This is a genomic window from Piscibacillus salipiscarius JCM 13188, assembly GCF_001311865.1.
GTDB classification, from domain to species: Bacteria; Bacillota; Bacilli; order Bacillales; family Alkalibacillaceae; genus Piscibacillus; species Piscibacillus salipiscarius.
The window spans coordinates 1-25,001 of record NZ_BBCD01000034.1; the positions used below are offsets into that span (position 1 = coordinate 1).

Sequence of the window (25,001 nt, forward strand, 5' to 3'; positions counted from 1 at the left end):
CAATAGAGTTGGCAATAACAATAAATGCCAACTCTATTTTTTCTGATGTTATGTTAAAATAAAGTAGCGGAGAATGTCATAACCAAGGAGTCGATAAGGTGAATGATCAAGAGTATTCATTACAAGAAGCAATCCTTTATTCACATAAAATGGCTCAATTAACTAAAGGAATTTGGAAAGCCATTGAGAAGGATTGGCAAGACTGGGTCAAGCCGTTTAACCTTAATTTAAATGAACATCATATATTATGGATTGCGTATTATTTACGAGGAGCAACCATTTCAGAGATCTCAAAATTCGGGGTTATGCATGTATCAACAGCTTTTAATTTTTCAAAAAAACTAGAACAAAGAGGATTATTAACCTTTTCAAAAAAAGAAGAAGATAAGCGTAACACTTACGTAAAACTTACTAATGAAGGTATTAGTTTATTTGAAGAAACTATAGATGATCACGATCCTGAACGTAATAGTGTCATGAACGCTTCATTGCCATTAAAAATCTCTATGGTAAATTTCCTGAATTTCAAGAATTGGAATCCATTGTAAGGCAATTATATGGTGACGAATACATTGAAATACTAGATCGCTCACTAAAAAGTTTAAGCGAAGAAACCAAGCCATAACTCTTGCTTATAGGCGGTTATCATGGTACTTTGAGCCCTTTTTTTAAAAGGTATAAAAATTATAAAAAAGGGTTGGAAATTTTCCTCTAATCAGCGTATTATTCCTTGAGAGCTATTAAATTAAAACAGTTAATGAACTGAATATTACAGCTGAGAAGGAGGCCCTATTATGACATGCTGGAAATCTATCAATGTAACTAAAGAGCTTGGTTATAATAGGTTAGTCATTTTGTCTACCTTACTAGGTCTCGTTACCTTTTTAATTATGTATGTACCATTTTCAATTATTTATTCAGGTGTTACAATTAAAGCGCCTAGCATATATATTGTGTTAAGTAGTCTTATATTAATACCAATTTTGCATAAATTAACGCATGCTATACCAATCATGTTTACAGATAAAGAGTTTCATTTTAGATGGATTATTAAGTATAAATATATTCCTTTCTTAAAGATTCAAATGAAATCAAATCTATCTAAGAGAACTTCAATTATTACGATGCTAGCTCCTACATTAATGATTACATTACCATTAATGTTGGCTCTGATAGGGTTTCCTGTATATTTCCCTATTATTATATTATGCCTAGCATTAAACATTGGTATTTCTTTAAGAGACTGGATTGCTTTAGGGTATTTTGCTAAAGCCCCACGTCATAGTGTGATAGAGAAATCTAAAGAAAACTATGATATTCTCATAAAGTCACCGTAATTAACCGAGGAGGAGATACTTTGCTATTTGTTTATGTACCGTTTGCATTGTTTATACTTTATGCATTTAACTCATTAGCGCAGCGTTTCTGCGAAAAATCTGAACTATCATCAGAAAAAAGCAGCAAAGTATTTAGAACAATTAACGTATCAATGCTAATATTACTCATTGCATCTTATTATGAAGTGAATTATCTATATTAAAGATTAAGGTTGTTCCGAATTCGGAACAACCTTTTTTAATCTCTAAATTTAATGTTGGGCACACCAACATACTTATTCTAGTACCAAGACGCACCTACGATGATTAATAGGATGAACAAAACAACAATTAACGCGAAACCTTCACCATAACCTTTGCTTCCCATAATTCTCACCTCCCTAGTCATTTAACTACAGTATCTTATGTTGTGATGTCTACTTTCGTTTAGGCAGTTTTAAAAAAAGATAGTTCAAGTATAACTTTGTATGGTATATTATTAGTTATAAAGACAACACAATTTTTAGGGGTGAATGCAGAAATGAAGAAAGTATTATTACTCGGGTTCGCTGCACTTTTAATGATTCTTGCTGCATGTAGCGATGATGAAGGACAAGACTCTGAAGTTGTTGCCGAAACAACTGCCGGTAACGTTACTCAAGAAGAATTTTACAATGAATTGAATGAACTTTACGGTGAAGAGGTATTAAAAAATATGGTCACGCGTAAAAGTCTTAAACGAACAGCTTAAAGAAGAAAATAAAGTAACTATGGAAGATATCGATAAGGAAATCGAAGAAATTAAAGGAAATATGAACGAACAACAATTTAACATGGCTATGCAGCAACAAGGATTTAAGAGTGAGAATGAATTCCGATATGCGTTACTATTAAGTAAGATCCAATATCAAATTGCCGCTCAGGACATTGAAGTTACTGAAGAACAAATTAAACAGCAATATGATCGTATGAAAACGGAACTAAAAGCTAGTCATATTTTAGTTGATGAGGAAAAAACAGCTAAAGAAGTGTTAACAAAATTAGAAAACGGCGAGGAATTCGCTAATCTAGCTAAAGAATATTCGAAAGATGGCAGTGCCCAAAATGGTGGTGATTTAGGTTACTTCTCAGCAGGTAAAATGGTAAAAGAATTTGAAGATGCTGCTTATTCATTAGAAGTTGGAGAAGTTAGTGAACCCGTAAAATCACAATTTGGATGGCATGTTATTAAATTAACGGATAAGCGTGAAAGCGAACAAGAACTAGAACCATACGAAGATATGAAAGATCAGCTTAAAGAACAACTAACGATGAAGCAAGTTGATAATGAAGCTCTAAAAGAAGAAGTTCAAAAACTATTAGATGAAGCTAAAATTGATGTAAAAATTGAGGATTATCAAAATTTATTTAGTGAAGAATAATAAACACCCAATAAGATGAAATTCATCTTATTGGGTGTCTTTTTTGCTTTCGGTAATATATCGATCTTTCAAAACGCTTTTTAATTGGTTTATTTGATCAAAGTAACGCTTTTTATAATCAGGTTTGACTTCTCGCTCACCGTACCTCACATCACGATAAATATTAATGGCTTTCTCATCAATCATTTCTGTTAACTCATATCTTCTAAGCCAGTCTTCAATTGATTCATCGAGATAACGCCCCAACTCATGATCAGTTGCCCACTTTTCCAACTTATAAAAAGCCTTCCGAATATCATTATTCGGCGCTTTAGTAATCGTTTGCCTTCTCCATAACCTTCGATCATCTGTCTACTCGAATTAGACACTAAGTCACCTTGATCTTTATTAAAGTTTATCTTACTCAGTAGCTGCTCCCTATTTTTAAAAACGACTATTAAAATAATAATCGCTACCAACATAAGGAATACTACCAATATATGTTCACTAGTAATAACAGGCTCGCTGTCTAAAGTAGTATATTCTTGTTTCTCTTGTCCACGATCTTCCCAATCCTGTTGCTCTATTTCGCCATCTTTTTGTTCAGGTTCAATCGTTTCTACCCAGTTAAAAAAAGGGGCTAGAAGAAATGTAAAAAGTGAGATAATACCATTAATAATTAAATAAAACACCTTCCTAATTAGTGGAAATAATACCAATAACAAGCTCGATAAACCGAATGTCAGTGCAATCACGCCAGTCACTGTTATGCCGTTCTTCTTAACGTTTTGGTCGTTGTTAAAGGCGTTTAAATTATGTAATAAATTTCCCACAACCAAAATGAATATTTGAATAATTAACATCCAAATAATCTGATCTCCATTATCTAACTCACCATAATGTGCTGTCATATAGGTTATAAATACAACTAAAACAGAAATGCCTATAAAAAAATGTTTCCGTCTCACTATCAGGGTCCTTCTCGTGTTTTACCATACGCCAAGCTATTATGCCGCTTAATGCAGCCGACTGAATAAGCGTGAACCCAAGCAAGACTCCAAAAAACGCTAATGGAAACGCTAAAAATAATAAATAAATATACTTCAGTTGATGCTTGAAGTAAATACGGACCATTGCGTAAATACCTATCGCAATGCCTAGCCAAATAAAGAAACCAACAATATTTGGTTCTGTTCGACTAAATATACTGCTGGCAACCATCACAATCCATACTGTCATGATCTCTACTAAAATTTTTTGCCACTTAAGGATGGCACTATCCTGATTTTTCATTAATAGCCCGCCCTCCTTTCATATGGAGAGGCGCTAACTCAGAAGCACCTTTTTGGTATCTAAGTAATAACTGAGTGACCATTTTGCTCCCAACGTTTAAAAAACGGATGATGCTGTTGACTCATTTCACCGATTTGAATGATATAAGGTGGTTTAGGTTGCTGATTTAAATGATTTAGGGTATGAAGTAGTGGTGCGGTTAAACCTAATGGATTCACTCTAGCCAATAATTCTAAAGCATTCATTAAATGATGATGACCTTCTCCTAAAGTTAGATGAACATATGGCGCTCCACCTCTACCACGTACATTCATATAAATCTCAAATGGAATTTGTCGTTCCGTTGCAAAACGACACATATATGCTGTCTGTTCCAATAATTGTTCTGTTTGTTCGACCATAGATGTCCCATATTCTGTCTTAACATTTATGATAAAGCACCATGACAGCTGATTAACCTTCTCAACAATTTTAGTTTGTAATTCATTACGTTTAGCCGTTGCCTTCCAATGAATTCGGTTAAATGGATCACCTCTATCATAGGCTCTTGTTCCATACTGTAATAACGGTTCTTCATATATAGAGTGCTTTGCTTGATGATCTCCATTACTCCTTGGATCAAGTAGATTTAGTCCTTTTACTTCAGATAATGATGGATAGATGACGACTTCTTCTTTATGATAACGATTATATAATAAATCGATTTCACTAAATCCAAGAATATTTGGTACAACTAATCTGATCACCCTTATTCTCCCAACACCTCGGCGTTTTGCTAATACCGGCAGTAACAATTCTTTCTTTTCAAAACTTAATAATGTGATGGGAACTTCAAGAGTATTAGTCATTTTTTCTTCAGAAAATTTATAAGATGATTCTAATACAATATCGTACTTTACAACTAGCTTGGCATTTAATATTGGGAGAATTCCCTTCTGCATGATGGATAATTGAAGATTTTCTTCGTCACCAGGATAGCACCTTATCTTTCGGTTCGGGTAGTCAATCGCCAAATAATCATCTAAATGGTTTTCATAAAAAACGACTCCCAAAATATAATACAAAAATAATAAACCGATAAAAGCCAATATGGGAAATGTTCCTAATCTCGGAAAAAAGCTTAATATGATAAAAATTCCACCTGGAATCGTTAACCAACGGTATAAATTCGAACTGCGAATAGTTTTTCTAAACATTACCTTTCAGCCCCGATTTCAACCGGCACTTCGACTGATTGAAGTATTGCCTCCATTACATCTTGTTGTGATTTCTTTGTTGAACCTTCTAACGTTAAAACGAGGCGGTGTGGTAACACATGTAAAGCCATTTCTTTAATATCTTCAGGTGTTACATACTCTCTGCCTTTTATGGCCGCACGGGCCTGGACTGCACGCATAAGTGCTAGCGTACCACGAGGGCTAACCCCTACTTCAGTCCATGCACTATCTCTTGTGGCTCTAACAACTGATAATAAATATTCTTCAACTTCTTTTGTTAGGTAAACCTCTTTAACTTCTTCCTGATATTGAACTAATTGCTCCTTAGTAATAGATGAAGTAAGGTCTTCTATCGGATCAGAGTAACGATATGTTTTCATAATGTTGTGTTCCTCTTCAAACGAAGGGTAACCCATATTAATTTTCATAAAAAACGATCCATTTGGGCTTCTGGTAATTCAAATGTACCTTGCTGTGACTCAATTGGATTTTGAGTTGCTAACACAATAAAAGGTTGTTCAATTTTTACTGTAGTTCCATCAATCGTTACCTGTTTTTCTTCCATTACTTCTAATAAAGCAGACTGAGTCCTTGGTGTCGCACGGTTAATTTCATCAGCTAATAATACATTAGTTACAACAGGGCCAACCCTTAACTCAAACGATTGCTCTTTCGGATTAAAAAAGTGGATACCTGTTATATCTGACGGAAGGACATCTGGGGTGAATTGAATACGTTTAAAGTCACCTTCAATAGATTTAGCGATACTTTTAGCTAGCATAGTTTTCCCAGTACCTGGTACGCTTTCTAAGAGCACGTGACCTTTATTTACCATGGCATTTGTTATTAATTCAACAGTTTCTGCTTGTCCTATAATGACTTTTCCAATATGGTTCTTTAGATTGTTCGCAAAATCCTTTAAACTCATCGTCCAAACTCCCCCTATAAGTTAGTCCATAACTGGTTTATAAAAAGCACGGTTCTCTAATGGATATATACGTTCAGTAAACTCTCCTGGTTTCACTTTATCTAATGCTCGGTTCATCATATTCATTTTGGCATCTATTAAATCGATTAGATGTAAAAACTTCCGCTTCTCTAATTTGTGGAGGCTTAGGACTCCCCCCATTCAGCTTTACCATGATGGGATAAAATCATATGTTGTAATAACATCACTTCTTCACCTTCAATTCCTAGCTCGTTAGCGGCTTGTTGCACTTCATCAACCATAATTGTGATATGTCCTAGTAATTTACCTTCAAGAGTGTAGGAAGGTGACATCGGGCTTGAAAGTTCTTTCACTTTACCGATATCGTGTAAAATAATTCCTGAATATAACAAATCAGGATTAAGATCTGGATAGAGTTCGGTTAGTTGTTTACCAAGTTTCAGCATCGAAACTACATGATGTGCTAGTCCACCAGCATATTCATGATGATTTTAGTCGCAGCTGGGTATGTGAATAATTCGTGTTCGTACTTCTTAATAAAATAACGAATAATCCTTTGAATATTAGGGTTTCGCATATCAAATATAATTTTGTCATGTATTCTTGCATCTCTTCCACAGGAATCGGTGCCTTTTCCATGAAGTCCTCTGGGTGTATACCATCTGCCGCTGTCGCAAGCCTAATCTGTCTAACGTTTAATTGAGCTTTACCCCTAAACTGTCTAATATCCCCTTGAACATGCACAACACTCTCAGGTGTAAAAACCTCTTCATCATCCTTTGTGATCTCCCATAACTTTGCATCAATTTCACCTGAACGATCTCTAAAAATAATCGTTAAAAAGGGCTTACCATTACTGGCTACCCCTTTCTCAGCTGATTTAATTAATAAGAAACCTTCAAATTGTTCCCCAACAGACACATTAGCTATACCTTGAGTCATTCTCACTTCTCTCCTTTTCTCTCCCTATTTAGCCAACCTGTAATGGTGATGGCTTAATATTTAATATTTGGCTATCCTGATCTTCACAAGTTAAGTAAATGATTTGTTGATCATTAGATTTTTACGAATTAGTTTGAGTACTTGTTCTTTTCTACTTTGATCAAAATGTACAAATGCATCATCCAAAATAAATGGAAGATGTACATAGGTACTTAATGAATCATTTAAAGCAAATCTGAGAGCGATATACAGTTGGTCGGCAGTCCCTTCAGAAAGTTGCGAGACATCAAACCATAAACCTGATGTTGACTTAACCATTATAGACTCATCTTTATTAAATTGAATCGTATCATATCGTTCATCTGTGATAGCATAAAAATATTCACTAGTTTTTCCATGATATCAGGTAAATAGACATTTTGGTACCTGTTTTTAGTTTCTTTTAAAGTACTATAAGCAACTTTCTTAACAGCCCACTCTTTGGCAAGCTTGACTACTTCAGATTCAATCATTGCTTTTGGTGGACTAAATCTGACAAAACACCGCTAGACTCTAAATGATTAATTTCAACCTGTACTTGAGCTTTTAATTTTTGTTGATTGTCTATCTCAGCCCTATTACGTTCTATAGTTTGTTTATGGTCATTAAATTGACTTTCAACTTCTAACCAATTTATATTTTTTGAAGGATATATTCTGTCTCTGAATTAAATACTTCGTATACCATTTCATAGAGATCGTTTCTTTGCTGCGATTTATTTTTAAGTTGTTTATATTCCCTGGCTTTTTCTAGGAAGTCGTCCTTCGATTTTGCATTCACTTTGCTTAAGAGACTATTAAGATCATCTTGAAGTTGTTTAGTTGATTCAGTTAATCTTGATTTTACGTCTTCTTGTTCTTTAAGCCATTCCCGTTTTGTTCTAAATTTTGTAACCAGGACTTCTCTTTATCAATATAATTCAACGCAAGATCACAAACCAATCTGGGCTCAGTTAGGATTCTATCCTTTTCGTAAAGCTGAATGATTGTGTGAAGAATACTTAATTCATGTTCCATTTCTCTTTTTGTTTTCGTTATATTCTCCTCTATATCAGTTTGCGCTAATGCCGTCTGCTTACCTTTTTTAAGCCAGTCATACACACTTGGCCAGTGGAATAAATCAAAGCGCTTCAAAAAAGGATACTTATAAATGTGTTCTTCGATTTCTTGTTCAAGCTCTTTTTGACTTTGTTGAACATATTCTTGCTCTTTTTTCAATTCATCTATGGAACTAATAGTACTCTGGGTGTAGTGCTGAATCTGATTTAATTGCTTTTCTAATTCTTCCTGATCGTTAAGCTGCCGTTTTAGTTCTGACATTTCTGCTTCATAGCTACTTGATCGTGAACCTGTCGACTTAAGTCTCTTTAGCGTCCTCTTAATGTGTTGATCAATTTTATTAAGCGTATAAAAATTGTAATAGCTAAGATCAACCCGACAGCAAGCCCTCCGTAAATCGTTAACAGCTCTACATTCACTCTCATCAATAACATAGATGTTAAAAGTAAAACCATAAAAGGTAATAACCATTTACTCGTCGCGACAAACCCCTTAACTTTATTAATTGTGGTCCTTTGATATTCCATTTGCTGTTGGTACTGTTTTTCTAACTGTTGTTTTTGCTCATCTAGTTTTATTTGGTCATATCTTTCTTGAATTGATTGTAGATCAGATGAGCTCATCTTCCATTTGTCAATTTCATTTCTTTGTCGCTCCAAATCATTCAGTTCTTCATACTTATGATAGAGTTTTAATTTGTTAGATTGAATTTGTGACTTAAGTTGATCCCACTTAGCAGATAAACGTTTCCAGTTCTCATTCGTGTAATGATGAATATCAACTGATTTAATTGAGTTTAGGTCAATTTGAAATCCTAACTCTTCTTCAATTTTTTTTTGTAGTCATACTTTAATTGTTTTAATTGTTTCTTCACTTCTCTCGATGTCTGTATGAAATTGCTCCACCTTTTGAACAATGTGTTGTGCTTCAGTAATTGTAACTGGCCATTTATCAACTTGGCTTGCTTCTGTCAAGTCATCGATGTCTTTTTTCACTCTTTGTACTGAATCTGTTATTTGATTCAGTTGCTCTCCCTGTGCTTTTATTTGCTCTGTTAAATGATTTAATTGGTTCTGTCCATCTTCAGGAAATGATTCTGCGTCTTTTAAATTGATTCATTTCGTCAGTTAAAATCTGATGCTTTACAACAGGCGATTTCACTTGATTTAACTTTTCATAATAATTTAAATCAGCTATGATCTCATGTTCTTGTACTTTTAATGATTCAATTGTTTGATCAATGTCCTCTAATTGTTTATATAAGTGCTGGTGCTCGCGTTCTTTTCTTTCAGTTTCATAAATCTCTTGTTGAATCTTTTGAAGTTCAGTTAATTTCTCATTCAATGGTGGCCTTTTACCTTGTTTCTTAAAAAGTTCATCAGACTCTTTAATTAATTCCTTTTCAAGTTGAGTAATTTGATCAGACCCTGTTAGACCTAAGTTAAAGAGAACCGTTCCAATATCTTCTTTTTATGTTGTCTGATTGACTGTAAATCTCGATCCTCGAAAGAGAAGATGGATTCAAATAAGGGCCGGTTAATTCCTTTTAAAACTTTATTAACCTCGTGTTCAGACAATTTGATTCCGTTTTTTGACACAACAAGATGACCACGATTCTTATGTAAAAAGCGTTCTAAGGTATATGTTACATAGTTTACCTCTATTAAAAGCCTTCCTCCTAATTGACCATCAACCTTTGATAAGTATTGCTCGCGTTCATCAGACTTTAATCCAAATAGGATGTATATTATAAACATTCTAATAGATGATTTACCTGCTTCATTTGGGCCATAGAAATAAGAAAGTTCATCTGAAATAGGGATTTTTTATGACTCCACTTTCCAAATGAAACTACATCTAATTCAAGAATTTTCATCTTTCCACCTACTTATTAATTTTGCTTAAGATTAATTTTTCCGCTTCTGTCTTAATCTCACTCTGAAGTTCATCCAAATTCAGATCAACATTTTCTGTATAACGGGTGTCGTTTTAAGTCTAATAAAAAAGAAGACAAGTCATCTGTTTCTTCTATTGTTTTAAGCACTTCTTTGATAAACGGATTAGACTCAATTATTTCATCCCAGCTTATTTGTTCCTGTCTTAATTTCAACTCACTAAACCAAATCCAGTTCTCTTCATCTTCTTCTGATTCATTTAAAGTATCTAAAAGATCTTCGACTCGATCCTCACTAAAATCATTTTCTCTAATATTTAGAATCAACCTAACCATCATCTTTGAATGCCTTTTTCTCAAAGAATCTTTAAACTTTAGTAGAAATTCAACGAGCTCAGATGGTTTTTGTATGTCTTCTACTGCAACTTCTTCTTCACTAAAAACTATATTCTGAAGAGGATAGAATTGATAAGTTGGTTTACTTCCATTTAATTCGACGATATAACAGCCTTTTTCTCCTCTTTCTTTCATATGTCTACCCTGGATATTCCCAGGATAAATAGCTAAAGGTTCATGACTAATAATTTCGCGTTGATGTATATGACCTAGTGCCCAGTAGTCAGTTTCTATCTTCTTCAAGTCCTCTATAAGAAACGGTGCATAATGGTCATGTATTTGATCGGTCTTCAAACTACCATGTAATGTTGCAATATGATACGAGGCATCTGTTACTCTTTGATAGGAAGCCACCATATTTTCCTTAATAGCCTGTTTACGATAGCTGAAGCCGCTTATTTCAGCAAGAGGTTGTCCGTGTTTATGATAAGTAGTGCTGTTAACACCATCTGATGGAAAAATATATGTATTTTGAGGGAATATTAGTTTAGCTTTTTCCTGCATCATATAATCGTGGTTTCCGTAACTGATATAAGCATTTATGCCATTAGAATTAAGTTTCTCTAATCCTTTTTTAACTCTAGTGATGACTTAATTGAAGAAGATTCCTGGTCGAATAAATCACCGACAATTAATACAAAGTCAACATTTTCTTTTATAGCTAAATCAATTAATCGCTTAAATGCTACAATTGTACTGTTTAAGACATCTTTATAAATGGGTTCAGGTAAATGACTGAGACCTTTAAATGGACTATCTAAATGTAAGTCCGCACTATGTAAAAAACGTAAATTAGGTTTGAACATACAATTCCTCCATTAAACCTTGTTACTTATATTTTATCAAAAACTAAACACGAACGCACGTTCTATATTAAGTTTTTTCAATTTCTTTTCTATTTACAAAAATCAAATAAAACTCTATAGTAAAATTAGAGAACAAACGGGAGGATTGCGACATGAAAACATATTTTTAACAGTATATTCTAACAAAGGAGAAGCTCTTTTAGACGAGCAAATTGAAGCAGCTAATGATCAGGAAGCAAAAGAGATTGGATTTCAAAAGCTTAAAGAGAACAATTATGAAGATACAACTCACAGGCTCGTATCACCCGATGCTCGATTAGTGTTATTTCATCGTTAATTCAACCTTTTAATGAAACAAACCCCGAGTCGGAATACACCGAACTCGGGGTTATTTAAATGGCTAGAGCTTATTGCTGCTCTTCACCGTATAAGTCTTCTAATGGTTTTGTGATAATTTTACTAACGTCTGTGATTAATGTATTTAAACGTTGCTCTTCTTCCATTAGTTTTGCAATGTCTTCTTGCTGCTGAACAAGTTCAACCACTTGTTTTGCTTTGTTAACTTCTTCTTCAGTGATCTCTTGACCTTGCATTTGCTTTTGTTGTAAAGTCATTTGAGTTTCACGGAAATCATCAAACATTTTCTTCGTTTGAGGATCATTCATTACTTTTTCATATGCTTGTTTTAAATCTTGAAATTCATCGCTATTGCGTAAACCTTTCTCAAGATCATAAGCTAAATCATAAATGTTAGCCACGATATACCTCCTAAAATTTCATTACTTTCTTACTGTAACAAAGATTAAACTCACTGTATAGTGATATAACTACTATCACTATGTCAAAAACATCACAATCAAACCTTGCAGTAATCCGATTAACCCACCTAATAAAGCGCCTAAATATGTAATCATATTCATTTCACGCTTTGTTATTTCTAAAACAAGCTGTTCAATCCTTGACACGTCAAACTTCTCAACTTCTTGTTTTACTAAATCGAATAAATTTAGTTGCTCAAGTAGACTTGTCATATTTGTTGATAATGCTTCAAATGAAACTTCAATCATCTTGGGGATCCATGTAGTTTTAAGCTTAGACAAATAATTATCAAATAATTCATTAACAGGTTGATTTAAATAAAATTCAATATTGATTTCCTTTGTAACGAGGGATGCAAAACGTTCTTTAATTTGAATTTCACCAAACATGTCTCGTACCTCTTTAAGATCTTTTTCTTTAAACTGCTCCCACTCTTTTCGTAATAACTCTTCAATAGATTCTTTCGTTTCGTCTGAATTTAAAAACATACGAACAGCTGGTGTGACTTTATCAGATAGACCTTCTTCTCCTAAGTATGATGATACCATGTTACCTAAGAACCCTTGCGTCTTTAAAAAGTTAGATGCGCTTTCAGATATTTTGCGCTGCCCTTCTTCACTCGTTAAAAATAGCTCAATTTTTACAATAAGATAGTTCGTAAAGTCAGGTAGCTTTGATTCAAGATTTTCATTAAGATCATTTGGTAATATTTCACGAACTTTTAGATACTGATGTTCCGTATATAAATCATTTAGCTTTCTTTGAATGGATCGTTCCATATTAGCATTTAAATTTCCTATACTAAATTCAGGATTGACTTTCAATATTAAATCATGAATAGAATAACCTTCATTAACTACTCGATCAACTTGTTGGTTAATCATACCTGCCATCTTCCCTTGAAAATCAGGCTCAAGCACTTTTTGCTCAAGTGCATCACTTGTCACCAAATAATCGGTTACAACGCGACCTAATTGTCCGGCTAACTCATTTCTCCTTTTAGGTATTAAACCAGGCGTAAAGGGTAGTTTGAATTTCCCAATATAAACCGCTTCATATGGCCTAAAAAGCATTTTAATGGCTAAAAAATTCGTCATTCCACCTATCAGTGCGCCGATCATGATCATGAAAATTATTAGAAATGCCCAGTTCATCTTCTCACCCTTTTGCAGTAAATGTTAACACTATATTTTTAGCATTAATATCGATATATTACCAGTATTGACCTTAAAAAAGTTACACAAACTAATTGATAAAGTGAAGGGAGGTTTTAAGTTGGCTAAACCAGGACGCCGTGAAGAAGATAGCAGAAGTAAATATGATTTAGATGTAGATAGGATGCTAAATGAAGGTTTAGCAGGTGGTTATGTACGTCCGACGTATAATAAGGTTCAAATAGATGAAGCACATGAAATTAGAAAAAATGACGAGCCTTTCAGCCCAGCAGAAGAAACTCGTGATGAGTAAAAAATAGATTAAAGGCCTTCCTATAAGGAAGGTCTTTTTAACTATAGGATGGTTAAATAAAGAAAAGAGGGCCTAAAGACCCTCTTTAATTTTATGATGCAGGCAAGAGTTTTTTTGATTTGCTCTTACCTGCTTTTGAATTTTCGTCTTTGATTGTTTTTAGAGGTTATCAAATGACGCTGTGTTACTTAGCTCCACCTAATTGTTGTTCTGCCATTTGTACTAGACGTTTAGTGATTTCACCACCAACAGAACCGTTAGCGCGTGAAGTTGTGTCTGGGCCAAGCTGAACACCAAATTCTTGTGCAATCTCAGTTTTCATTTGGTCTAAAGCTTGAGCAACACCTGGTACTACTAATTGGTTTGAGTTGTTGTTCTGTGCCATTGTATCTCACCTCCTGTGTATCCATATTTTCTACAGGAGGTGAAATCTTATTTACGGTAATTTTTGCTACTTTTTGGTTATTTTTTGGCATTTGGTTTAGTCATTTCTTTTGGTACGACTAATTTGTCAAATTCTTCACCAGATAGAATGCCAGTCTCTTCAGCTGCTTCACGTAAAGTAAGGTTATTTTCATGAGCATATTTAGCAATTTTGGCTGCATTTTCATATCCAATGTGAGGATTTAATGCTGTAACTAGCATTAATGAATCATTTAAGTATTGTTCAATTTTACCCTCATCTGGCTCTAAGCCAACTAAACAACGATCTGTGAAGGATTCCATACTGTCGCCTAACAGCTGGCAGGATTGTAGGAAGTTATAAGCAATCATTGGTTTAAATACATTCAATTCAAAGTTACCTTGACTTGCCGCAAACCCAATTGCTGCATCATTTCCCATGACGTGTGCAGCAGCCATTGTAATGGCTTCACTTTGTGTTGGATTAACTTTTCCTGGCATGATTGAGCTTCCTGGTTCATTGGCTGGAATTGTAATTTCACCAATTCCACAACGAGGACCACTTGCTAACCAGCGAACGTCATTGGCTATTTTCATTAGATCAGCCGCTAATCCTTTTATAGCTCCATGTGTATGAACTAATTCATCATGGCTTGTCAAAGCATGGAATTTGTTTTCAGCTGAAACAAATGCACCGTTCGTCTCTTTATTAATTTTTTTAGCGACAACTTCTGCAAAATCAGGATGTGCATTAATCCCTGTACCTACTGCAGTTCCGCCTAATGCAATTTCACGCACATACTTAAGTGAATCCTTAATCATGGATTCAGTTTTAACTAGCATACGATGCCACCCGCTAATTTCTTGACCCAATGTTAGTGGTGTTGCATCTTGTAAATGTGTTCGACCGATTTTAACAATCTCACTGTAAGCCTCCGATTTTTCTTTTAGCGTTTGTTTCATTTTTGCAAGTGATGGCAATAAATGTTCCTCAACTTTTTTCACTGATGCAATATGTAAAGCCGTTGGGAACGTGTCGTTAGAGCTTTGGGATTTGTTCACGTCATCATTAGGATGTAAACGTGTTTCTTTACCTTGCTCTTCTAACCACTTGTTACCTACAAATGCAATAACTTCATTCACGTTCATATTAGACTGAGTTCCACTTCCTGTTTGCCATACAACTAATGGGAAGTGTTCATGTAACTCACCTGCTAAAACTTGATCTGCTGCATGCGCAATAGCATCTGCCTTATCGGATTCTAAAAGACCTAACTCTTCATTGGCACGAGCAGCACTTTTCTTAAGGATTGCAAACCCTTCAACAATTTCTTTTGGCATCTCTTCGTTACCAATTGGGAAGTTCTGTTTACTACGCTGCGTCTGTGCACCCCAATATTTATCACTAGGAACTTTAACTTCACCTAGCGTATCTCTTTCAATACGAAAATCCATGTAATAATCCTCCTTCTAAGCTTGTATATCATCCAATATTATAATATCAAAAACGCTCGCGAAAACGAATAAGTCTACAGAAACAAATAAAAAATGCAGCCTATAGACTGCATTTTAATTCACATATCCAAAATATTCTTCAACTGTTAAACCAGATTCGTAAATTTTGTTGCTAATTCTTTGCCAAAATATCTAAGGTGCCATGGTTCGTAATTATAACCTGTAATATCACTTTTACCTTCAGGATAACGAATCACAAATCCATATTTGTGAGCATTCTCAGCTACCCATTGACCGGGTTCCGTATCCCCTAATGCTTCTTCTAGCCCTAAGAATCCACCAGCTTCTAATGGAATTGTAATATCCATAGCCAAGCCTGTATTATGTTCACTATGACCCGGTGCAGCTGAATATTGATCTGTCCATTCTTGTCCCTTAGTTGCAATATTGTTGTTATAGATCGAAGCCTGCCTTTCAACTGAACGATAACCTGATTGAGCTACTAATGTGTAACCTGAGTTTTCAGCGGCTTGGAATAACTCTTCTAGTGCTTGAGCAGCTTCTTCTCTCATATTTCTTTTTGATGACCTTCAGGGGCTCTAAATGGCACATTAGGCTCAATTAATTTTGGGTTCATATCCTTCAGGTAATCTTCTTTCTTTATTTACTACTACATCGATTGCATGTGGATTATGAACAATGACTTTACCATCTTCAGTCACTTTCTCTTTTTCTTTAATTTCAATTTGTTCTTTTGACTTCATTCCACTTTCAACACCTTTAGAAGTAGATGCTTCGTATGTTTCTTCTTGTCCATCTTGCATACAACCAGTCATTATTAATAAAACACTAATTCCAATGATTATTTTTCTCATATTATCCCCTTATCTCTCTAGTTGTCTCTTTATATATATTAACACGAAGATTACGTAAGCAAAATGCCATTTCTATAAAAACAAAAAGCTACCTCCTTATGAGGCAGCTTCTTGCTCATATTATAAATACTTTGCATATTTTTTACTCAACTCATCGAAAGCGCGTTGATCTCCTTGATCAATGGCTGTATTAATTTGCTCTTCTAGAGCATTCTTGTTCCACATAAAACTAACTCATCTAAAACTAATCGTGCTGCTAATTTGATTTCATATGGAACTTCTCTTTTCGCTTTTATCGCTACCCGTTTTGGAAATTGATATTTAATGAGCACATAAGAGGTCACTTGTTTTTTCATCTTTTCTCCCCCTTACTCCCTTTTTCTATTATAATAAAAATTACCGAAAAATTGCAACAATATTCAGAAAATATGCGGAATTTTGTGTTTGGGCTTGTGAGATTAGTATGATTCATACACTTGCCTATTTTGATTATAATTGAGTAAAAAAAATCCCTGACCATTCTGTCAGGGAAAGCCTCTGTTGGGAGAGAGGTGTATATATGAACCTCGCCAAATATAGCGAAGAGTTCAACGAGTTTAATTAGTTATTAGGGCCTTTTCCATTTCCTTTTCCTTTGCCCTTACCTTTTCCTTTGTTTCCTTTTTCAGATGCTTTACTTTTTGCTTCTTTGGCTTTTTCTTTACCAAAGTTTGACTTACCTTTTGATTTTTGATCAGAAGATTTTACTTCATAATTCTCTTCACGATCTTCCTCAACTTTAACTTCATCAACTTCTTCTTCTACTACCTCATCTTCTTCAGTTGGTTCTTCTACTTCTTCAGGTTCTTCAGTAGGTTCTTCTGTTGATGAGTCTTCTTCTGTTTGCTCTTCATCAGATGTACCTTCTTCAGGTGTTTCCTCTGAATCTTCTTGAGCAAATTCATCTGTAATACCATTTAAACGCTCATATAGAGCGGACAATTCTTCTTCACCATATTTAGCTTGTAAACGATCAAGTGATCTTTCAATATTACGTTTTAAAGAAGCTTGAGCATTAGGGTTTTTAACTTTTTCCATAGCTAAAGCTAATGAAATAACGTTTTGACCTACTACTTCATTTTCCTCTTCTTCAGTTTCTTCTTCATCTTCATCATCTTCTTCAACTACGTCTTCTTCTTCAGAAGTTTCATCTTCACTAGCTTCATCTTCGTTCTCTTGTTCTTCTTCATTAGTTTCTTCATTTTCTTCTTCAGAAGACTCTTCTTCATCTGATTCTGCATTTTCTAGTATGTAAAGAGCTTCTTCTAGAAGAATGTTAGCATCTTCTTCAAGACCTTGTTGATAAAGCAATTCTGCTTCTTCAATTTGTTGTAAAGACCAGTCTAGAATAAGGCCAACTCGTTCAGTATCTTCCTCTTCTAAAGCTAGAGAAAGTTGGTCTGTTACTTTTCCATAATAACTAAATAACTTCTCTTCCAAAGTAGTTTCTTCTTTTACAACTACTTTAGTTTCGTCAGAATCTTTTGTAGATTCGTGATTGTCTGCCGAAATACTCATCGGTGCAAGGACCATTGATGCAGTTAATGTTGCTGCAGACACTGAATGGATTAATTTACGACGCTTCATTGAATCACCTCATCTTTTGTATTCACTCATACCTTACGAATTACGGATCATGATTTTGGGGGTTTTTATATTTTTGTTAAAAAAAATTTCGTAAGTTATTAAATTAAGTTAGTAATAACAATGAATTTAGCGTCTAAAATAAAAGACTGAGGTAACCTCACCTCAGCCTTAAATGTTAACTTGAAATTTTATTTGTAATGTCGTAAGTTCGTTTTGCTTGATGTTCTACCGCTTTTTGAATGTCATCTTGAATATTACCTTCGCCATCAACAGTTGCACTTGTACCGTAAGGGTTCCCACCAGATGCAAAAATCACATCATCTGTATAACCAGGACCTGCAATAATTACACCCCAATGGAACATAGACACATAAAAACTCGTTAATGTTTGTTCTTGACCACCGTGTGGATTTTGTGCCGTTGTCATGGCACTACAAACTTTATTAACTAACTTACCTTGTGCCCAAAGACCACCACATTGGTCCATGAAAAGTTTAACTTGTGAAGGAACATTACCAAAACGAGTTGGGATGCTAAAAATAAATCCATCCGCCCACTCTAAATCCTCCGGCGTTGCTTCTGGAACATCCTTTGTTGCTTCATAATGTTTTTGCCAAGCAGGATTTTGGGAAATTGCACTTTCTGGTGCTGTTTCCGGTATTTTAATAATTTTACCTCAGCTCCAGAATCCTTTAACGCTGCTTCAGCCCATTGTGCCATCTGATAATTTGCACCTGTAGAACTATAATACAATATTGCCATTTTTGGCATATCATCACTCCTATTTCTTTAAACTTCAGTTAGAAGTTTTCCCAAATCGAATGAAAATATAATAAAGCCAGCTCGACCGTTTACCCACCCAATGAGCTGATCTAAGATGCTGGCATGCTCCGTATTTCTGAGTGAAGTGTTCGCATACGAGTATTTTCAAGCAGACTGTCTGTATTTTCGGAGAAACTGTTCGCATCCAGAAGAAAACTGTTCGTATTTTCAAGTGGACTGTCCGTGTTTTCGGGTGAAATGTTCGCACCTGAGTGAAAACTGTTCATATTCGGATGAGAACTGTCCGCGTTCACTTCAAAACACTGGGCCGTCAAAAGAAAATAAAAAACATGATAACCCCGGTTAATTGAACGGAGTCGTTGGGTGAATAGCGCTTTGCCTATATAAAAAAAGCGCCGATGAACTCGGCGCTTAAAATTATAATGATGCTTGCATGAGCTCTTGTTGTAGCTCTTTTAGATTTTTCCAGCCAAATGCGGTTTCTTCATAGGTTCCTGAACCGATTGTGGTATTCTCTGCTTCCACTTTCCTTGCACCGTAGCGTACATAAAAGCGGCCAAAAGGATTTGCTGTTAAGATCCAAACTAATAGCGATTGATAACCATCTTCTACACACTTTTTAACAAAATGTTTTAACAACTCATGCCCAACCTTTTGACCTTGAGCTTTCTCTAAAACATAGATGTCGTAAATTTCAGCATCAAATTCAAATTGCTCAGCTCGTTGTTTACCGCCTGAAATAAATCCTAATAACTGACCATCTTGTTCCGCTACATAAACATATTGTTGTACTTTTTGAGATGACAAAGTGGTCTCCCACATTATTTTCCTCGTATCGTAAGTCATGACTTGCTCTAAATCTTCATCTGCAATGATTGGACCATATGTTAACTTCCATGTTTCATCATGGATTTTAGCAATCTGTTCCGCATCACTTAGTCTTGCTTCTCTTACGGTTAACATGGTATCCCTACTTTCTCTACATCGTTAATAAAAAGACTGTTAGAATAGCTCCTATCACAGCAAATATAACATTTACATTAAATGATGCAATCATCGCTGCAATGACTCCACCTGCTACACCAACTAGCGGGCGGTCTTCAATCACATTCATAACTCCTGGGAAAATTAGAGCACCTAATGCTGCGAAGGGAATGGCATTTAACCACCTATTCACCCAAGGCTTAAATGTTGTGTCACCCATAAAGAAAGCTGGAATAAATCGCGGTACGGCTGTTACTATAGCCATTCCAATAATGGTCATCATAATCATGAGGTCTCATCCTCCTTTAGCAAAAACACACCTAAGAAACTTCCAATTACGGTAGCTAGTACAATCGACCATCCACTTGAAATTTCTAGAACCACGTGAATAAATAATTTAAGATCATACTAAATACAGCAATGATGCCTATTCGCCATTCTTTTTTATAGATGGAACTAATAGCCCAATAAACATTGCATATAAAGCTATACCCATACTAGTACTCAGAGCCCTAGGTAGGACGTCGCCTAATAAGGCACCGGCCAAACTTCCGAATACCCAGCCACAATAGGCAACGACAATTAGACTTGTATAAAAATATGGACCGTACATTTTATTCGCTTCTTCTTTATGTAATGATGAAACAGCAAATGTTTCATCCGTTATCCCTAAAGATAAAGGAAATCGCCACTTTAGAGGGAACTCTTTTGTTGTATTCATAAATGACATGCTCATAATAAAATGCCTAAAGTTTAACACGAAAGTTGCAATAACTATTTCAATAAACATTGTTCCTGCCGCAAACATTCCTGCAGCCATTAGTTGCGCAGCTCCTGCAAATACAAGCACACTCATCATAGTTGTTTCAAAAGTTGTTAATCCGGATTCCTTGGCTAAAACACCATAGGCAATCGCAATAGGTAAATAACCTAAAAAAATCGGAAAACCAGCTAACATTCCATTCTTAATGACTGCATGTTTAGTTATTTGATTGGTTGAATGGACTTGCTCCAATGTCTCCCCTTCTTTCTTAATTATCTTAGAATAGATGGATGAAGAATCTTAAATATCTTTTCTAATCCTTCTATTAATCTTGGTGATGGTCGACAGTATAAATACTCTTCTAAAACGTGAATTCGATTGTTCTGTATGGCTTTAATTTGATATGAACCTGGCCGGTTTCGTACTAAATCAGGATTCATCTTCTTCTCTTGAACACCGACCCAAACCATACAGATCTCATCTGGATCCCGTTTAATCACATCTTCCCAATCCGTTTGAACGCTTGCTTGATTGATATCACCAAAGACATTAACTGCACCGGCTAATTCACTAATATAGCTTAACCAATTTAGTTTGCCTGGTGTAAATATGGGCTTTGGCCACCATTCCCAGTAAACTCGTTTCGGCTCACTAATTTGTTTTGATAGTTCTTTATAATGGGTTAATTGACGATAGTACCAATCATAAACTTCTTGAGCCTTATCCAATTGTCCTGCATATTTCCCTACTGTTAAAAGATCGTCTGCAATTTCATCTAATGAATTTGGATTAAGTATAATATATTCTAAACCCGCTTCATCTAATTTTTCAATATTCTTCTCCATTCCAGGAACACTTAAAGACGCTAATATTAAGTCAGGATCAAGCTCCTTAACCCGCTCTACATCAATGTTTAAGTCACGTCCTAACTTAGGAATGTTTTCTACCTCTTTCGGCCAATCTGAATCATCATCGACACCTACCACATGTTCCATTAACTCTAAATAAGCTAAAATTTCTGTATTACTGGGGCAAAGAGATACAATTCTCATCTTAAAAACTCCTTTATAGTAGAGTTTGAATAATGACGTATAAAACTACAATTATTATAACAACTAACCAAGCTGGTCTTTTCCAAAAATGGAGTAAACTAAACCCTACTAAAGCAACTGCGAAGTCAACGCCATCAGAGATCGCACTTGTGAAAATAGAATCATAAAATGCAGCTATTAGAATCCCAACAACTGAGGCATTAACACCAATTAAAGCTGATCTGACAGCCTTGAATTGACTAACAGATTTCCAAAACGGCAAAATTCCAATTAACAATAAGAATGATGGCAAAAAGATTCCTATTGTAGCAACTAGCGCACCCATTAATCCAGAAGAAGCTTGACCTAGAAAACTTGAAAACGTAAATAATGGTCCAGGAACAGCCTGTGCTGCTCCATATCCTGCTAGAAACATCTCTTCTGATAAGAAACCATTTGGCACCAACTCACGTTCTAATAATGGTAAAACAACGTGACCACCACCAAATACTAACGAACCTACACGGTAAAAAATATCAAACAGCTGTATATAAATATTATTGGCTGCTTGACTAATGAAAGGAAGTGCAATTAATAATAGAAAAAATACCGATAGACTAACGACACCTATTTTTTAGGCAAGTCTATATTAAGACTAGTATGAGTATCTAGTTCCTTATTTTTAAATAAAACATACCCTGCAAATGCGGCTAAGCCAATTATAATTAATTGCATGGAAGCCAGTGGAAAAAGTAACAACAGCGATGCCGCCACAATAGCAAAAGCAATTCTAGGTAAATCGGGAGTTAACTTTTTCCCCATATTAACAATGGCATGGGCAACGACTGCGACTGCTACTACTTTTAGCGCAGCAATAAAACCGAATCCATTAAATCAGCTTGGACCACATACATCGCAAACAAAATTAAAGCGATGACAGAAGGAATAGTGAAGCCAATCCAGGCTAATATCCCACCTAGAATGCCTCCTCGAACCATACCAATCGAAATCCCTACCTGAGAACTCGCTGGGCCAGGTAAAAATTGACATAAGGCAATTAAATCAGCATACGTTTTATCATCCAACCATTTTCTTCTCTTAATATACTCTTCTTGAAAATAAGCTAAATGCGCGACAGGTCCTCCAAACGATGTTAACCCTAATCTCGTAGCGACCAGTAAAATTTCTAAGTAATGTTTAAATGAGTACAATCATGACACCCCTAACTAACATAAATATAAGGAACCACTTATATAAGTGACCCCTTATATTTTAGCATATTACATACTAAATTGGTTGACCTGATTATTTAATTTTTTAGCTAGATTATTTAGTTCACTTGCAGAGCGTGATACCTCTTCCATTGAACTATTAGCTTCTTCTACTATTGCTGCTGTTTCTTCCACTCCTGCAGCTGATTCTTCCGAGATGGACGCAATCTCTTCAACAGCTTGATTCATTTGAACACTATCACCCAAGACATCTCGTAAGCTTGATGAAATCTCTTGCACTTTACTAGTCACTTGGTTGATGGACTGGTTAATGTTTTCAAAAGTTTGCCTAGTATGTTCCATTTGCGCTGTACCTTGTTCAACTTCTTCATAGCCAGACTCTAACTGCACTGTCACATTAGAAGATTCTTCTTGAATGTTATGTACAATTTTAGTTATATCTCCTACTGAATTAGCCACTTGTTCCGCTAATTTTCTTACTTCATCAGCTACAACGGCAAATCCTTTACCATGCTCTCCTGCACGCGCAGCTTCAATTGCCGCATTTAAAGCAAGTAAATTCGTTTGCTCTGCAATTGATTGGATTACTTCAACTAATTTAGATATTTCTTGTGACTGCTCGTCTAAGCCTTTTACTTTTTGAACAGCCCCCTCTACAATATGGTGAATTTGCTTCATTTGATGAGTAGTTGCAACCATTTGTTTTCGACCTTCTTCGGTTAAGGACAATACCGAATCAGATTGCTCAGCTACGTTCTCACCATTTTGATAGGACTGTTGAACCTTTTGTAAGAAAGACTCCATCATTTCATTAATACTTGAAGCACTTTGTGCCTGACTTTCCGCACCAGAAGATAATTCTTGCATGGTTGATGCGATTTGCTCACTGCCTTCTTGGACTTCATTTGAAGCCTGAGTCAACTGTTGACTTTGTGCTGATACGGATTCTGAAGCCTCAGATACATTCGAAATCATTTGTATTAAATTAGATTTCATACTGTTTAAAGATTGAGATAGCTGACCAATTTCATCTTTTCCGCGATAGTCAAGATCGTGAATGTTTAAATGACCTTTCGATATTTCATCTGCCATTTCAACCGCCCTATTAATATTCTTACGTACAGGACGACTGATTAAGAATAAAAGTATGCTAGCTAAAATAATAACCACAATCAACCCAATCACTAAAGCTGATAAAACAGATGCAAAAGCTGTTTTGTATTTTGGTACGCTCTGTTATAATCAGACACAACTGTTTCCCTTAAATTACTCGAAACCTCCTGTGTCTCAGTTCTTAATGCCGCAAATTGTGAACGGGCAGAAGTAGCTTCTCCTTCTTCTCTTGCTGAAACAGCTGGAACTACTTCGTCATAGAAAATAGAGTCCATTTCTTCATTGTTTGCTTCAATTTGACTCATTAATTCAAGTTGAGAAGAATCAAGCCTAGGTTTAACTTGACTTACTAATTCACTATAGCGATTCATTAAAGCATTGTAATCTTCTCGATATGAGTTAGATTTGTATTCAACATAATCGACAACCGTTAAATCCTTCTCAAGTAAAATGGCATTAATTTCATCAATTAGAATAGCACGCTCACTTCTTCGATCTTGCGCATCTAATTGACCATCAGCAGTCTGTAAACTCATATACACAACACCAGAAGCTATTAAAATAATAGAATTGTTATAACTGATACAAGTCCGTATTTCTTAGCAATTCCAATGTTGCGCCAGAAAGGTGATTTATTCTGTTCCCTTTCAACTTCAGAATGCTTTCGTTTGGTACGTTTATTTTTTGTCTAAAAACTTCTCACTCTCTCCCCCACCTTTTTCCAATAACTCATAGATAAAAAGTATCACTAAATCGGGTAATTCGCAATACGAATAATTTAAATTTTGACACAATTTTAATTATTGCTCATATTTTAGGGTCAGATATTGTCGAGTTTTTAGAACCTTTGTCTAATCTATTAACATTCATAGAAAAGTCGTTTATGATAATCCTTGTGTGTTTGAGAAAAATAATAAAAAGGAAGGACGACTTAAGATGGAGAATGTTGAATTACCTAATACTAAGAAACTAGAGGTCAGGATTAAAGCGTTGAAACAATACATGATCTCTACAGCTTACGAAAAAGGCTTTAATCATCCGCATACGGTTAAAATCAGTCAGGAATTAGATACCGTATTAAATAAATATCAAACAGCGAAATCAAAACTCTGTTCATAATATAGATAAAATAAGCGTCTGA

General features: G+C 35.2%; 36 protein-coding genes and 4 pseudogenes. 8 read left to right on the forward strand and 32 right to left on the reverse strand.

All coding sequences use genetic code 11. From position 1 onward, the window contains the following. The first annotated feature begins 98 nt into the window (after positions 1 to 98). The 3 genes from JCM13188_RS16195 to JCM13188_RS16205 all read left to right on the forward strand — a co-directional run bounded on the left by JCM13188_RS16195 (position 99) and on the right by JCM13188_RS16205 (position 1,540). On the forward strand, positions 99 to 548 hold the full coding sequence (locus JCM13188_RS16195; protein ID WP_369405105.1) for an HTH-type transcriptional regulator Hpr: 450 nt from the start codon (positions 99 to 101) through the stop codon (positions 546 to 548). A gap of 246 nt (positions 549 to 794) precedes the next feature. Continuing rightward, positions 795 to 1,337 carry a DUF3267 domain-containing protein gene (locus JCM13188_RS16200; RefSeq protein WP_054754941.1) on the forward strand — a complete coding sequence of 181 codons (543 nt, stop codon included), beginning with the start codon at positions 795 to 797 and terminating at the stop codon, positions 1,335 to 1,337. Positions 1,338 to 1,357: 20 nt separating this feature from the next. Then, entirely contained in the window at positions 1,358 to 1,540 is a 183-nt protein-coding gene (locus JCM13188_RS16205; protein ID WP_054754942.1) for a hypothetical protein, read from the forward strand. 77 nt (positions 1,541 to 1,617) lie between these two features. On the opposite strand, the gene JCM13188_RS19810 is transcribed toward JCM13188_RS16205, so the two are convergent. Then, on the reverse strand, positions 1,618 to 1,704 hold the full coding sequence (locus tag JCM13188_RS19810) for a YjcZ family sporulation protein (protein ID WP_279402016.1): 87 nt from the start codon (positions 1,702 to 1,704) through the stop codon (positions 1,618 to 1,620). Between the two features lie 153 nt (positions 1,705 to 1,857). On the opposite strand from JCM13188_RS19810, the gene JCM13188_RS16210 reads away from it, so the two are divergent. Both JCM13188_RS16210 and JCM13188_RS16215 read left to right on the forward strand, forming a co-directional pair. Continuing rightward, on the forward strand, positions 1,858 to 2,067 hold the full coding sequence (locus JCM13188_RS16210; RefSeq protein ID WP_054754943.1) for a peptidylprolyl isomerase: 210 nt from the start codon (positions 1,858 to 1,860) through the stop codon (positions 2,065 to 2,067). Positions 2,068 to 2,086: 19 nt separating this feature from the next. Then, a complete protein-coding gene (locus tag JCM13188_RS16215) occupies positions 2,087 to 2,737 on the forward strand; it encodes a peptidylprolyl isomerase (protein WP_054754944.1) in 651 nt (216 codons plus the stop codon). Between the two features lie 27 nt (positions 2,738 to 2,764). Here JCM13188_RS16215 and JCM13188_RS19815 read toward each other — a convergent pair whose 3' ends face one another. The 14 genes and pseudogenes from JCM13188_RS19815 to JCM13188_RS16280 all read right to left on the reverse strand — a co-directional run bounded on the left by JCM13188_RS19815 (position 2,765) and on the right by JCM13188_RS16280 (position 11,310). Continuing rightward, positions 2,765 to 2,923 carry a hypothetical protein gene (locus tag JCM13188_RS19815; RefSeq protein ID WP_279402008.1) on the reverse strand — a complete coding sequence of 53 codons (159 nt, stop codon included), beginning with the start codon at positions 2,921 to 2,923 and terminating at the stop codon, positions 2,765 to 2,767. Between the two features lie 5 nt (positions 2,924 to 2,928). Beyond that, complete coding sequence (locus JCM13188_RS16220) at positions 2,929 to 3,627, reverse strand: hypothetical protein (RefSeq protein ID WP_279402009.1); 699 nt, start codon at positions 3,625 to 3,627, stop codon at positions 2,929 to 2,931. Beyond that, a complete protein-coding gene (locus tag JCM13188_RS16225; protein WP_054754946.1) occupies positions 3,608 to 4,009 on the reverse strand; it encodes a hypothetical protein in 402 nt (133 codons plus the stop codon). The genes JCM13188_RS16220 and JCM13188_RS16225 overlap by 20 nt, the downstream gene beginning before the upstream one ends. 59 nt (positions 4,010 to 4,068) lie before the next feature. After that, a complete protein-coding gene (locus JCM13188_RS16230; RefSeq protein ID WP_054754947.1) occupies positions 4,069 to 5,205 on the reverse strand; it encodes a DUF58 domain-containing protein in 1,137 nt (378 codons plus the stop codon). Further along, a pseudogene (locus JCM13188_RS16235) lies at positions 5,205 to 6,154 on the reverse strand (AAA family ATPase). Before JCM13188_RS16235 ends, JCM13188_RS16230 begins: the two are co-directional and overlap by 1 nt. A 21-nt stretch (positions 6,155 to 6,175) precedes the next feature. Next, positions 6,176 to 7,117, reverse strand: a pseudogene (gene yhaM / locus JCM13188_RS16240) (3'-5' exoribonuclease YhaM). 90 nt (positions 7,118 to 7,207) lie between these two features. Next, a complete protein-coding gene (locus JCM13188_RS16245) occupies positions 7,208 to 7,435 on the reverse strand; it encodes an ATP-binding protein (RefSeq protein ID WP_054754948.1) in 228 nt (75 codons plus the stop codon). A 563-nt stretch (positions 7,436 to 7,998) separates the two neighbouring features. Next, complete coding sequence (locus JCM13188_RS16255; protein ID WP_054754950.1) at positions 7,999 to 8,475, reverse strand: hypothetical protein; 477 nt, start codon at positions 8,473 to 8,475, stop codon at positions 7,999 to 8,001. A 47-nt stretch (positions 8,476 to 8,522) separates the two neighbouring features. Then, complete coding sequence (locus tag JCM13188_RS16260) at positions 8,523 to 8,873, reverse strand: hypothetical protein (protein ID WP_054754951.1); 351 nt, start codon at positions 8,871 to 8,873, stop codon at positions 8,523 to 8,525. A 183-nt stretch (positions 8,874 to 9,056) separates the two neighbouring features. Next, positions 9,057 to 9,209: a hypothetical protein gene (locus JCM13188_RS19820; RefSeq protein WP_279402010.1), complete on the reverse strand. Its 153-nt coding sequence runs from the start codon at positions 9,207 to 9,209 to the stop codon at positions 9,057 to 9,059. Positions 9,210 to 9,297: 88 nt separating this feature from the next. Continuing rightward, the gene (locus tag JCM13188_RS16265) at positions 9,298 to 9,675 is read right to left on the reverse strand and encodes a hypothetical protein (protein ID WP_369405107.1); all 378 of its coding nucleotides are present in this window, start codon (positions 9,673 to 9,675) and stop codon (positions 9,298 to 9,300) included. Beyond that, entirely contained in the window at positions 9,651 to 10,037 is a 387-nt protein-coding gene (locus JCM13188_RS16270; protein WP_369405108.1) for an AAA family ATPase, read from the reverse strand. The genes JCM13188_RS16265 and JCM13188_RS16270 overlap by 25 nt, the downstream gene beginning before the upstream one ends. Before the next feature lie 137 nt (positions 10,038 to 10,174). Continuing rightward, complete coding sequence (locus JCM13188_RS16275; RefSeq protein WP_500796501.1) at positions 10,175 to 11,092, reverse strand: metallophosphoesterase family protein; 918 nt, start codon at positions 11,090 to 11,092, stop codon at positions 10,175 to 10,177. Then, complete coding sequence (locus JCM13188_RS16280; RefSeq protein ID WP_054754955.1) at positions 11,068 to 11,310, reverse strand: metallophosphoesterase; 243 nt, start codon at positions 11,308 to 11,310, stop codon at positions 11,068 to 11,070. Before JCM13188_RS16280 ends, JCM13188_RS16275 begins: the two co-directional genes overlap by 25 nt. Before the next feature lie 145 nt (positions 11,311 to 11,455). Here JCM13188_RS16280 and JCM13188_RS16285 point away from each other — a divergent pair, with 145 nt between their 5' ends. Further along, positions 11,456 to 11,647 (forward strand): YhzD family protein, encoded by a 192-nt coding sequence (locus JCM13188_RS16285; RefSeq protein WP_054754956.1) that lies wholly within the window; start codon positions 11,456 to 11,458, stop codon positions 11,645 to 11,647. A gap of 70 nt (positions 11,648 to 11,717) precedes the next feature. Here the strand turns inward: JCM13188_RS16285 and JCM13188_RS16290 are convergent, their stop codons facing one another. Further along, positions 11,718 to 12,068: a YlbF/YmcA family competence regulator gene (locus JCM13188_RS16290; RefSeq protein WP_054754957.1), complete on the reverse strand. Its 351-nt coding sequence runs from the start codon at positions 12,066 to 12,068 to the stop codon at positions 11,718 to 11,720. A gap of 78 nt (positions 12,069 to 12,146) precedes the next feature. Further along, on the reverse strand, positions 12,147 to 13,283 hold the full coding sequence (locus JCM13188_RS16295; RefSeq protein ID WP_054754958.1) for a DUF445 family protein: 1,137 nt from the start codon (positions 13,281 to 13,283) through the stop codon (positions 12,147 to 12,149). A 121-nt stretch (positions 13,284 to 13,404) separates the two neighbouring features. Between JCM13188_RS16295 and JCM13188_RS16300 the strand changes: the two genes are divergently transcribed. Next, on the forward strand, positions 13,405 to 13,596 hold the full coding sequence (locus tag JCM13188_RS16300) for a hypothetical protein (protein WP_054754959.1): 192 nt from the start codon (positions 13,405 to 13,407) through the stop codon (positions 13,594 to 13,596). Between the two features lie 184 nt (positions 13,597 to 13,780). On the opposite strand, the gene JCM13188_RS16305 is transcribed toward JCM13188_RS16300, so the two are convergent. From JCM13188_RS16305 to JCM13188_RS16365, 15 genes and pseudogenes are all read right to left on the reverse strand, one after another. Continuing rightward, on the reverse strand, positions 13,781 to 13,981 hold the full coding sequence (locus JCM13188_RS16305; RefSeq protein ID WP_054754960.1) for an alpha/beta-type small acid-soluble spore protein: 201 nt from the start codon (positions 13,979 to 13,981) through the stop codon (positions 13,781 to 13,783). A 77-nt stretch (positions 13,982 to 14,058) separates the two neighbouring features. Continuing rightward, a complete protein-coding gene (gene fumC, locus JCM13188_RS16310; RefSeq protein ID WP_054754961.1) occupies positions 14,059 to 15,453 on the reverse strand; it encodes a class II fumarate hydratase in 1,395 nt (464 codons plus the stop codon). A gap of 146 nt (positions 15,454 to 15,599) precedes the next feature. Beyond that, positions 15,600 to 16,025 (reverse strand): M15 family metallopeptidase, encoded by a 426-nt coding sequence (locus JCM13188_RS16315; RefSeq protein WP_054754962.1) that lies wholly within the window; start codon positions 16,023 to 16,025, stop codon positions 15,600 to 15,602. Positions 16,026 to 16,070: 45 nt separating this feature from the next. Beyond that, a complete protein-coding gene (locus JCM13188_RS16320; protein ID WP_054754963.1) occupies positions 16,071 to 16,328 on the reverse strand; it encodes a hypothetical protein in 258 nt (85 codons plus the stop codon). A gap of 120 nt (positions 16,329 to 16,448) precedes the next feature. Continuing rightward, entirely contained in the window at positions 16,449 to 16,553 is a 105-nt protein-coding gene (locus tag JCM13188_RS19825; RefSeq protein ID WP_279402012.1) for an IDEAL domain-containing protein, read from the reverse strand. Next, entirely contained in the window at positions 16,532 to 16,684 is a 153-nt protein-coding gene (locus JCM13188_RS19830; RefSeq protein WP_279402013.1) for a hypothetical protein, read from the reverse strand. The genes JCM13188_RS19825 and JCM13188_RS19830 overlap by 22 nt, the downstream gene beginning before the upstream one ends. Positions 16,685 to 16,928: 244 nt before the next feature. Next, complete coding sequence (locus JCM13188_RS16325; RefSeq protein ID WP_054754964.1) at positions 16,929 to 17,954, reverse strand: hypothetical protein; 1,026 nt, start codon at positions 17,952 to 17,954, stop codon at positions 16,929 to 16,931. Positions 17,955 to 18,129: 175 nt separating this feature from the next. Beyond that, a pseudogene (gene wrbA / locus JCM13188_RS16330) lies at positions 18,130 to 18,725 on the reverse strand (NAD(P)H:quinone oxidoreductase). A gap of 429 nt (positions 18,726 to 19,154) precedes the next feature. Continuing rightward, a complete protein-coding gene (locus JCM13188_RS16335; RefSeq protein WP_054754965.1) occupies positions 19,155 to 19,700 on the reverse strand; it encodes a GNAT family N-acetyltransferase in 546 nt (181 codons plus the stop codon). 16 nt (positions 19,701 to 19,716) lie between these two features. After that, positions 19,717 to 20,010 carry an AzlD domain-containing protein gene (locus tag JCM13188_RS16340; protein WP_054754966.1) on the reverse strand — a complete coding sequence of 98 codons (294 nt, stop codon included), beginning with the start codon at positions 20,008 to 20,010 and terminating at the stop codon, positions 19,717 to 19,719. A 138-nt stretch (positions 20,011 to 20,148) separates the two neighbouring features. Next, the gene (locus JCM13188_RS16345; protein WP_279402014.1) at positions 20,149 to 20,736 is read right to left on the reverse strand and encodes an AzlC family ABC transporter permease; all 588 of its coding nucleotides are present in this window, start codon (positions 20,734 to 20,736) and stop codon (positions 20,149 to 20,151) included. 20 nt (positions 20,737 to 20,756) lie between these two features. After that, entirely contained in the window at positions 20,757 to 21,536 is a 780-nt protein-coding gene (locus JCM13188_RS16350) for a cobalamin-binding protein (protein ID WP_054754967.1), read from the reverse strand. A gap of 13 nt (positions 21,537 to 21,549) precedes the next feature. Then, positions 21,550 to 22,726, reverse strand: a pseudogene (gene chrA, locus JCM13188_RS16355) (chromate efflux transporter). Positions 22,727 to 22,795: 69 nt separating this feature from the next. Further along, positions 22,796 to 23,932: a methyl-accepting chemotaxis protein gene (locus JCM13188_RS16360; RefSeq protein ID WP_369405106.1), complete on the reverse strand. Its 1,137-nt coding sequence runs from the start codon at positions 23,930 to 23,932 to the stop codon at positions 22,796 to 22,798. Further along, on the reverse strand, positions 23,932 to 24,396 hold the full coding sequence (locus JCM13188_RS16365; RefSeq protein WP_054754969.1) for a hypothetical protein: 465 nt from the start codon (positions 24,394 to 24,396) through the stop codon (positions 23,932 to 23,934). The genes JCM13188_RS16360 and JCM13188_RS16365 overlap by 1 nt, the downstream gene beginning before the upstream one ends. Positions 24,397 to 24,796: 400 nt before the next feature. On the opposite strand from JCM13188_RS16365, the gene JCM13188_RS16370 reads away from it, so the two are divergent. Beyond that, positions 24,797 to 24,979 (forward strand): aspartyl-phosphate phosphatase Spo0E family protein, encoded by a 183-nt coding sequence (locus JCM13188_RS16370; protein ID WP_054754970.1) that lies wholly within the window; start codon positions 24,797 to 24,799, stop codon positions 24,977 to 24,979. The last annotated feature ends 22 nt before the right edge of the window (positions 24,980 to 25,001 follow it).

Bases quoted from the DNA above. Each gene is read 5' to 3' on its own strand.
- JCM13188_RS16200 (WP_054754941.1), top strand. From the start codon at position 795: ATGACATGCTGGAAATCTATCAATGTAACTAAAGAGCTTGGTTATAAT.
- JCM13188_RS19810 (WP_279402016.1), bottom strand. From the start codon at position 1,704: ATGGGAAGCAAAGGTTATGGTGAAGGTTTCGCGTTAATTGTTGTTTTG.
- JCM13188_RS16210 (WP_054754943.1), top strand. From the start codon at position 1,858: ATGAAGAAAGTATTATTACTCGGGTTCGCTGCACTTTTAATGATTCTT.
- JCM13188_RS16215 (WP_054754944.1), top strand. From the start codon at position 2,087: ATGGAAGATATCGATAAGGAAATCGAAGAAATTAAAGGAAATATGAAC.
- JCM13188_RS19815 (WP_279402008.1), bottom strand. From the start codon at position 2,923: ATGATTGATGAGAAAGCCATTAATATTTATCGTGATGTGAGGTACGGT.
- JCM13188_RS16220 (WP_279402009.1), bottom strand. From the start codon at position 3,627: ATGACAGCACATTATGGTGAGTTAGATAATGGAGATCAGATTATTTGG.
- JCM13188_RS16225 (WP_054754946.1), bottom strand. From the start codon at position 4,009: ATGAAAAATCAGGATAGTGCCATCCTTAAGTGGCAAAAAATTTTAGTA.
- JCM13188_RS16230 (WP_054754947.1), bottom strand. From the start codon at position 5,205: ATGTTTAGAAAAACTATTCGCAGTTCGAATTTATACCGTTGGTTAACG.
- JCM13188_RS16245 (WP_054754948.1), bottom strand. From the start codon at position 7,435: ATGGTTAAGTCAACATCAGGTTTATGGTTTGATGTCTCGCAACTTTCT.
- JCM13188_RS16255 (WP_054754950.1), bottom strand. From the start codon at position 8,475: ATGTCAGAACTAAAACGGCAGCTTAACGATCAGGAAGAATTAGAAAAG.
- JCM13188_RS16280 (WP_054754955.1), bottom strand. From the start codon at position 11,310: ATGTTCAAACCTAATTTACGTTTTTTACATAGTGCGGACTTACATTTA.
- JCM13188_RS16295 (WP_054754958.1), bottom strand. From the start codon at position 13,283: ATGAACTGGGCATTTCTAATAATTTTCATGATCATGATCGGCGCACTG.
- JCM13188_RS16305 (WP_054754960.1), bottom strand. From the start codon at position 13,981: ATGGCACAGAACAACAACTCAAACCAATTAGTAGTACCAGGTGTTGCT.
- fumC (WP_054754961.1), bottom strand. From the start codon at position 15,453: ATGGATTTTCGTATTGAAAGAGATACGCTAGGTGAAGTTAAAGTTCCT.
- JCM13188_RS16315 (WP_054754962.1), bottom strand. From the start codon at position 16,025: ATGAGAGAAGAAGCTGCTCAAGCACTAGAAGAGTTATTCCAAGCCGCT.
- JCM13188_RS16320 (WP_054754963.1), bottom strand. From the start codon at position 16,328: ATGAGAAAAATAATCATTGGAATTAGTGTTTTATTAATAATGACTGGT.
- JCM13188_RS19825 (WP_279402012.1), bottom strand. From the start codon at position 16,553: ATGTGGAACAAGAATGCTCTAGAAGAGCAAATTAATACAGCCATTGAT.
- JCM13188_RS19830 (WP_279402013.1), bottom strand. From the start codon at position 16,684: ATGAAAAAACAAGTGACCTCTTATGTGCTCATTAAATATCAATTTCCA.
- JCM13188_RS16325 (WP_054754964.1), bottom strand. From the start codon at position 17,954: ATGAAGCGTCGTAAATTAATCCATTCAGTGTCTGCAGCAACATTAACT.
- JCM13188_RS16335 (WP_054754965.1), bottom strand. From the start codon at position 19,700: ATGTTAACCGTAAGAGAAGCAAGACTAAGTGATGCGGAACAGATTGCT.
- JCM13188_RS16340 (WP_054754966.1), bottom strand. From the start codon at position 20,010: ATGATTATGATGACCATTATTGGAATGGCTATAGTAACAGCCGTACCG.
- JCM13188_RS16350 (WP_054754967.1), bottom strand. From the start codon at position 21,536: ATGAGAATTGTATCTCTTTGCCCCAGTAATACAGAAATTTTAGCTTAT.
- JCM13188_RS16365 (WP_054754969.1), bottom strand. From the start codon at position 24,396: ATGAGTTTACAGACTGCTGATGGTCAATTAGATGCGCAAGATCGAAGA.
- JCM13188_RS16370 (WP_054754970.1), top strand. From the start codon at position 24,797: ATGGAGAATGTTGAATTACCTAATACTAAGAAACTAGAGGTCAGGATT.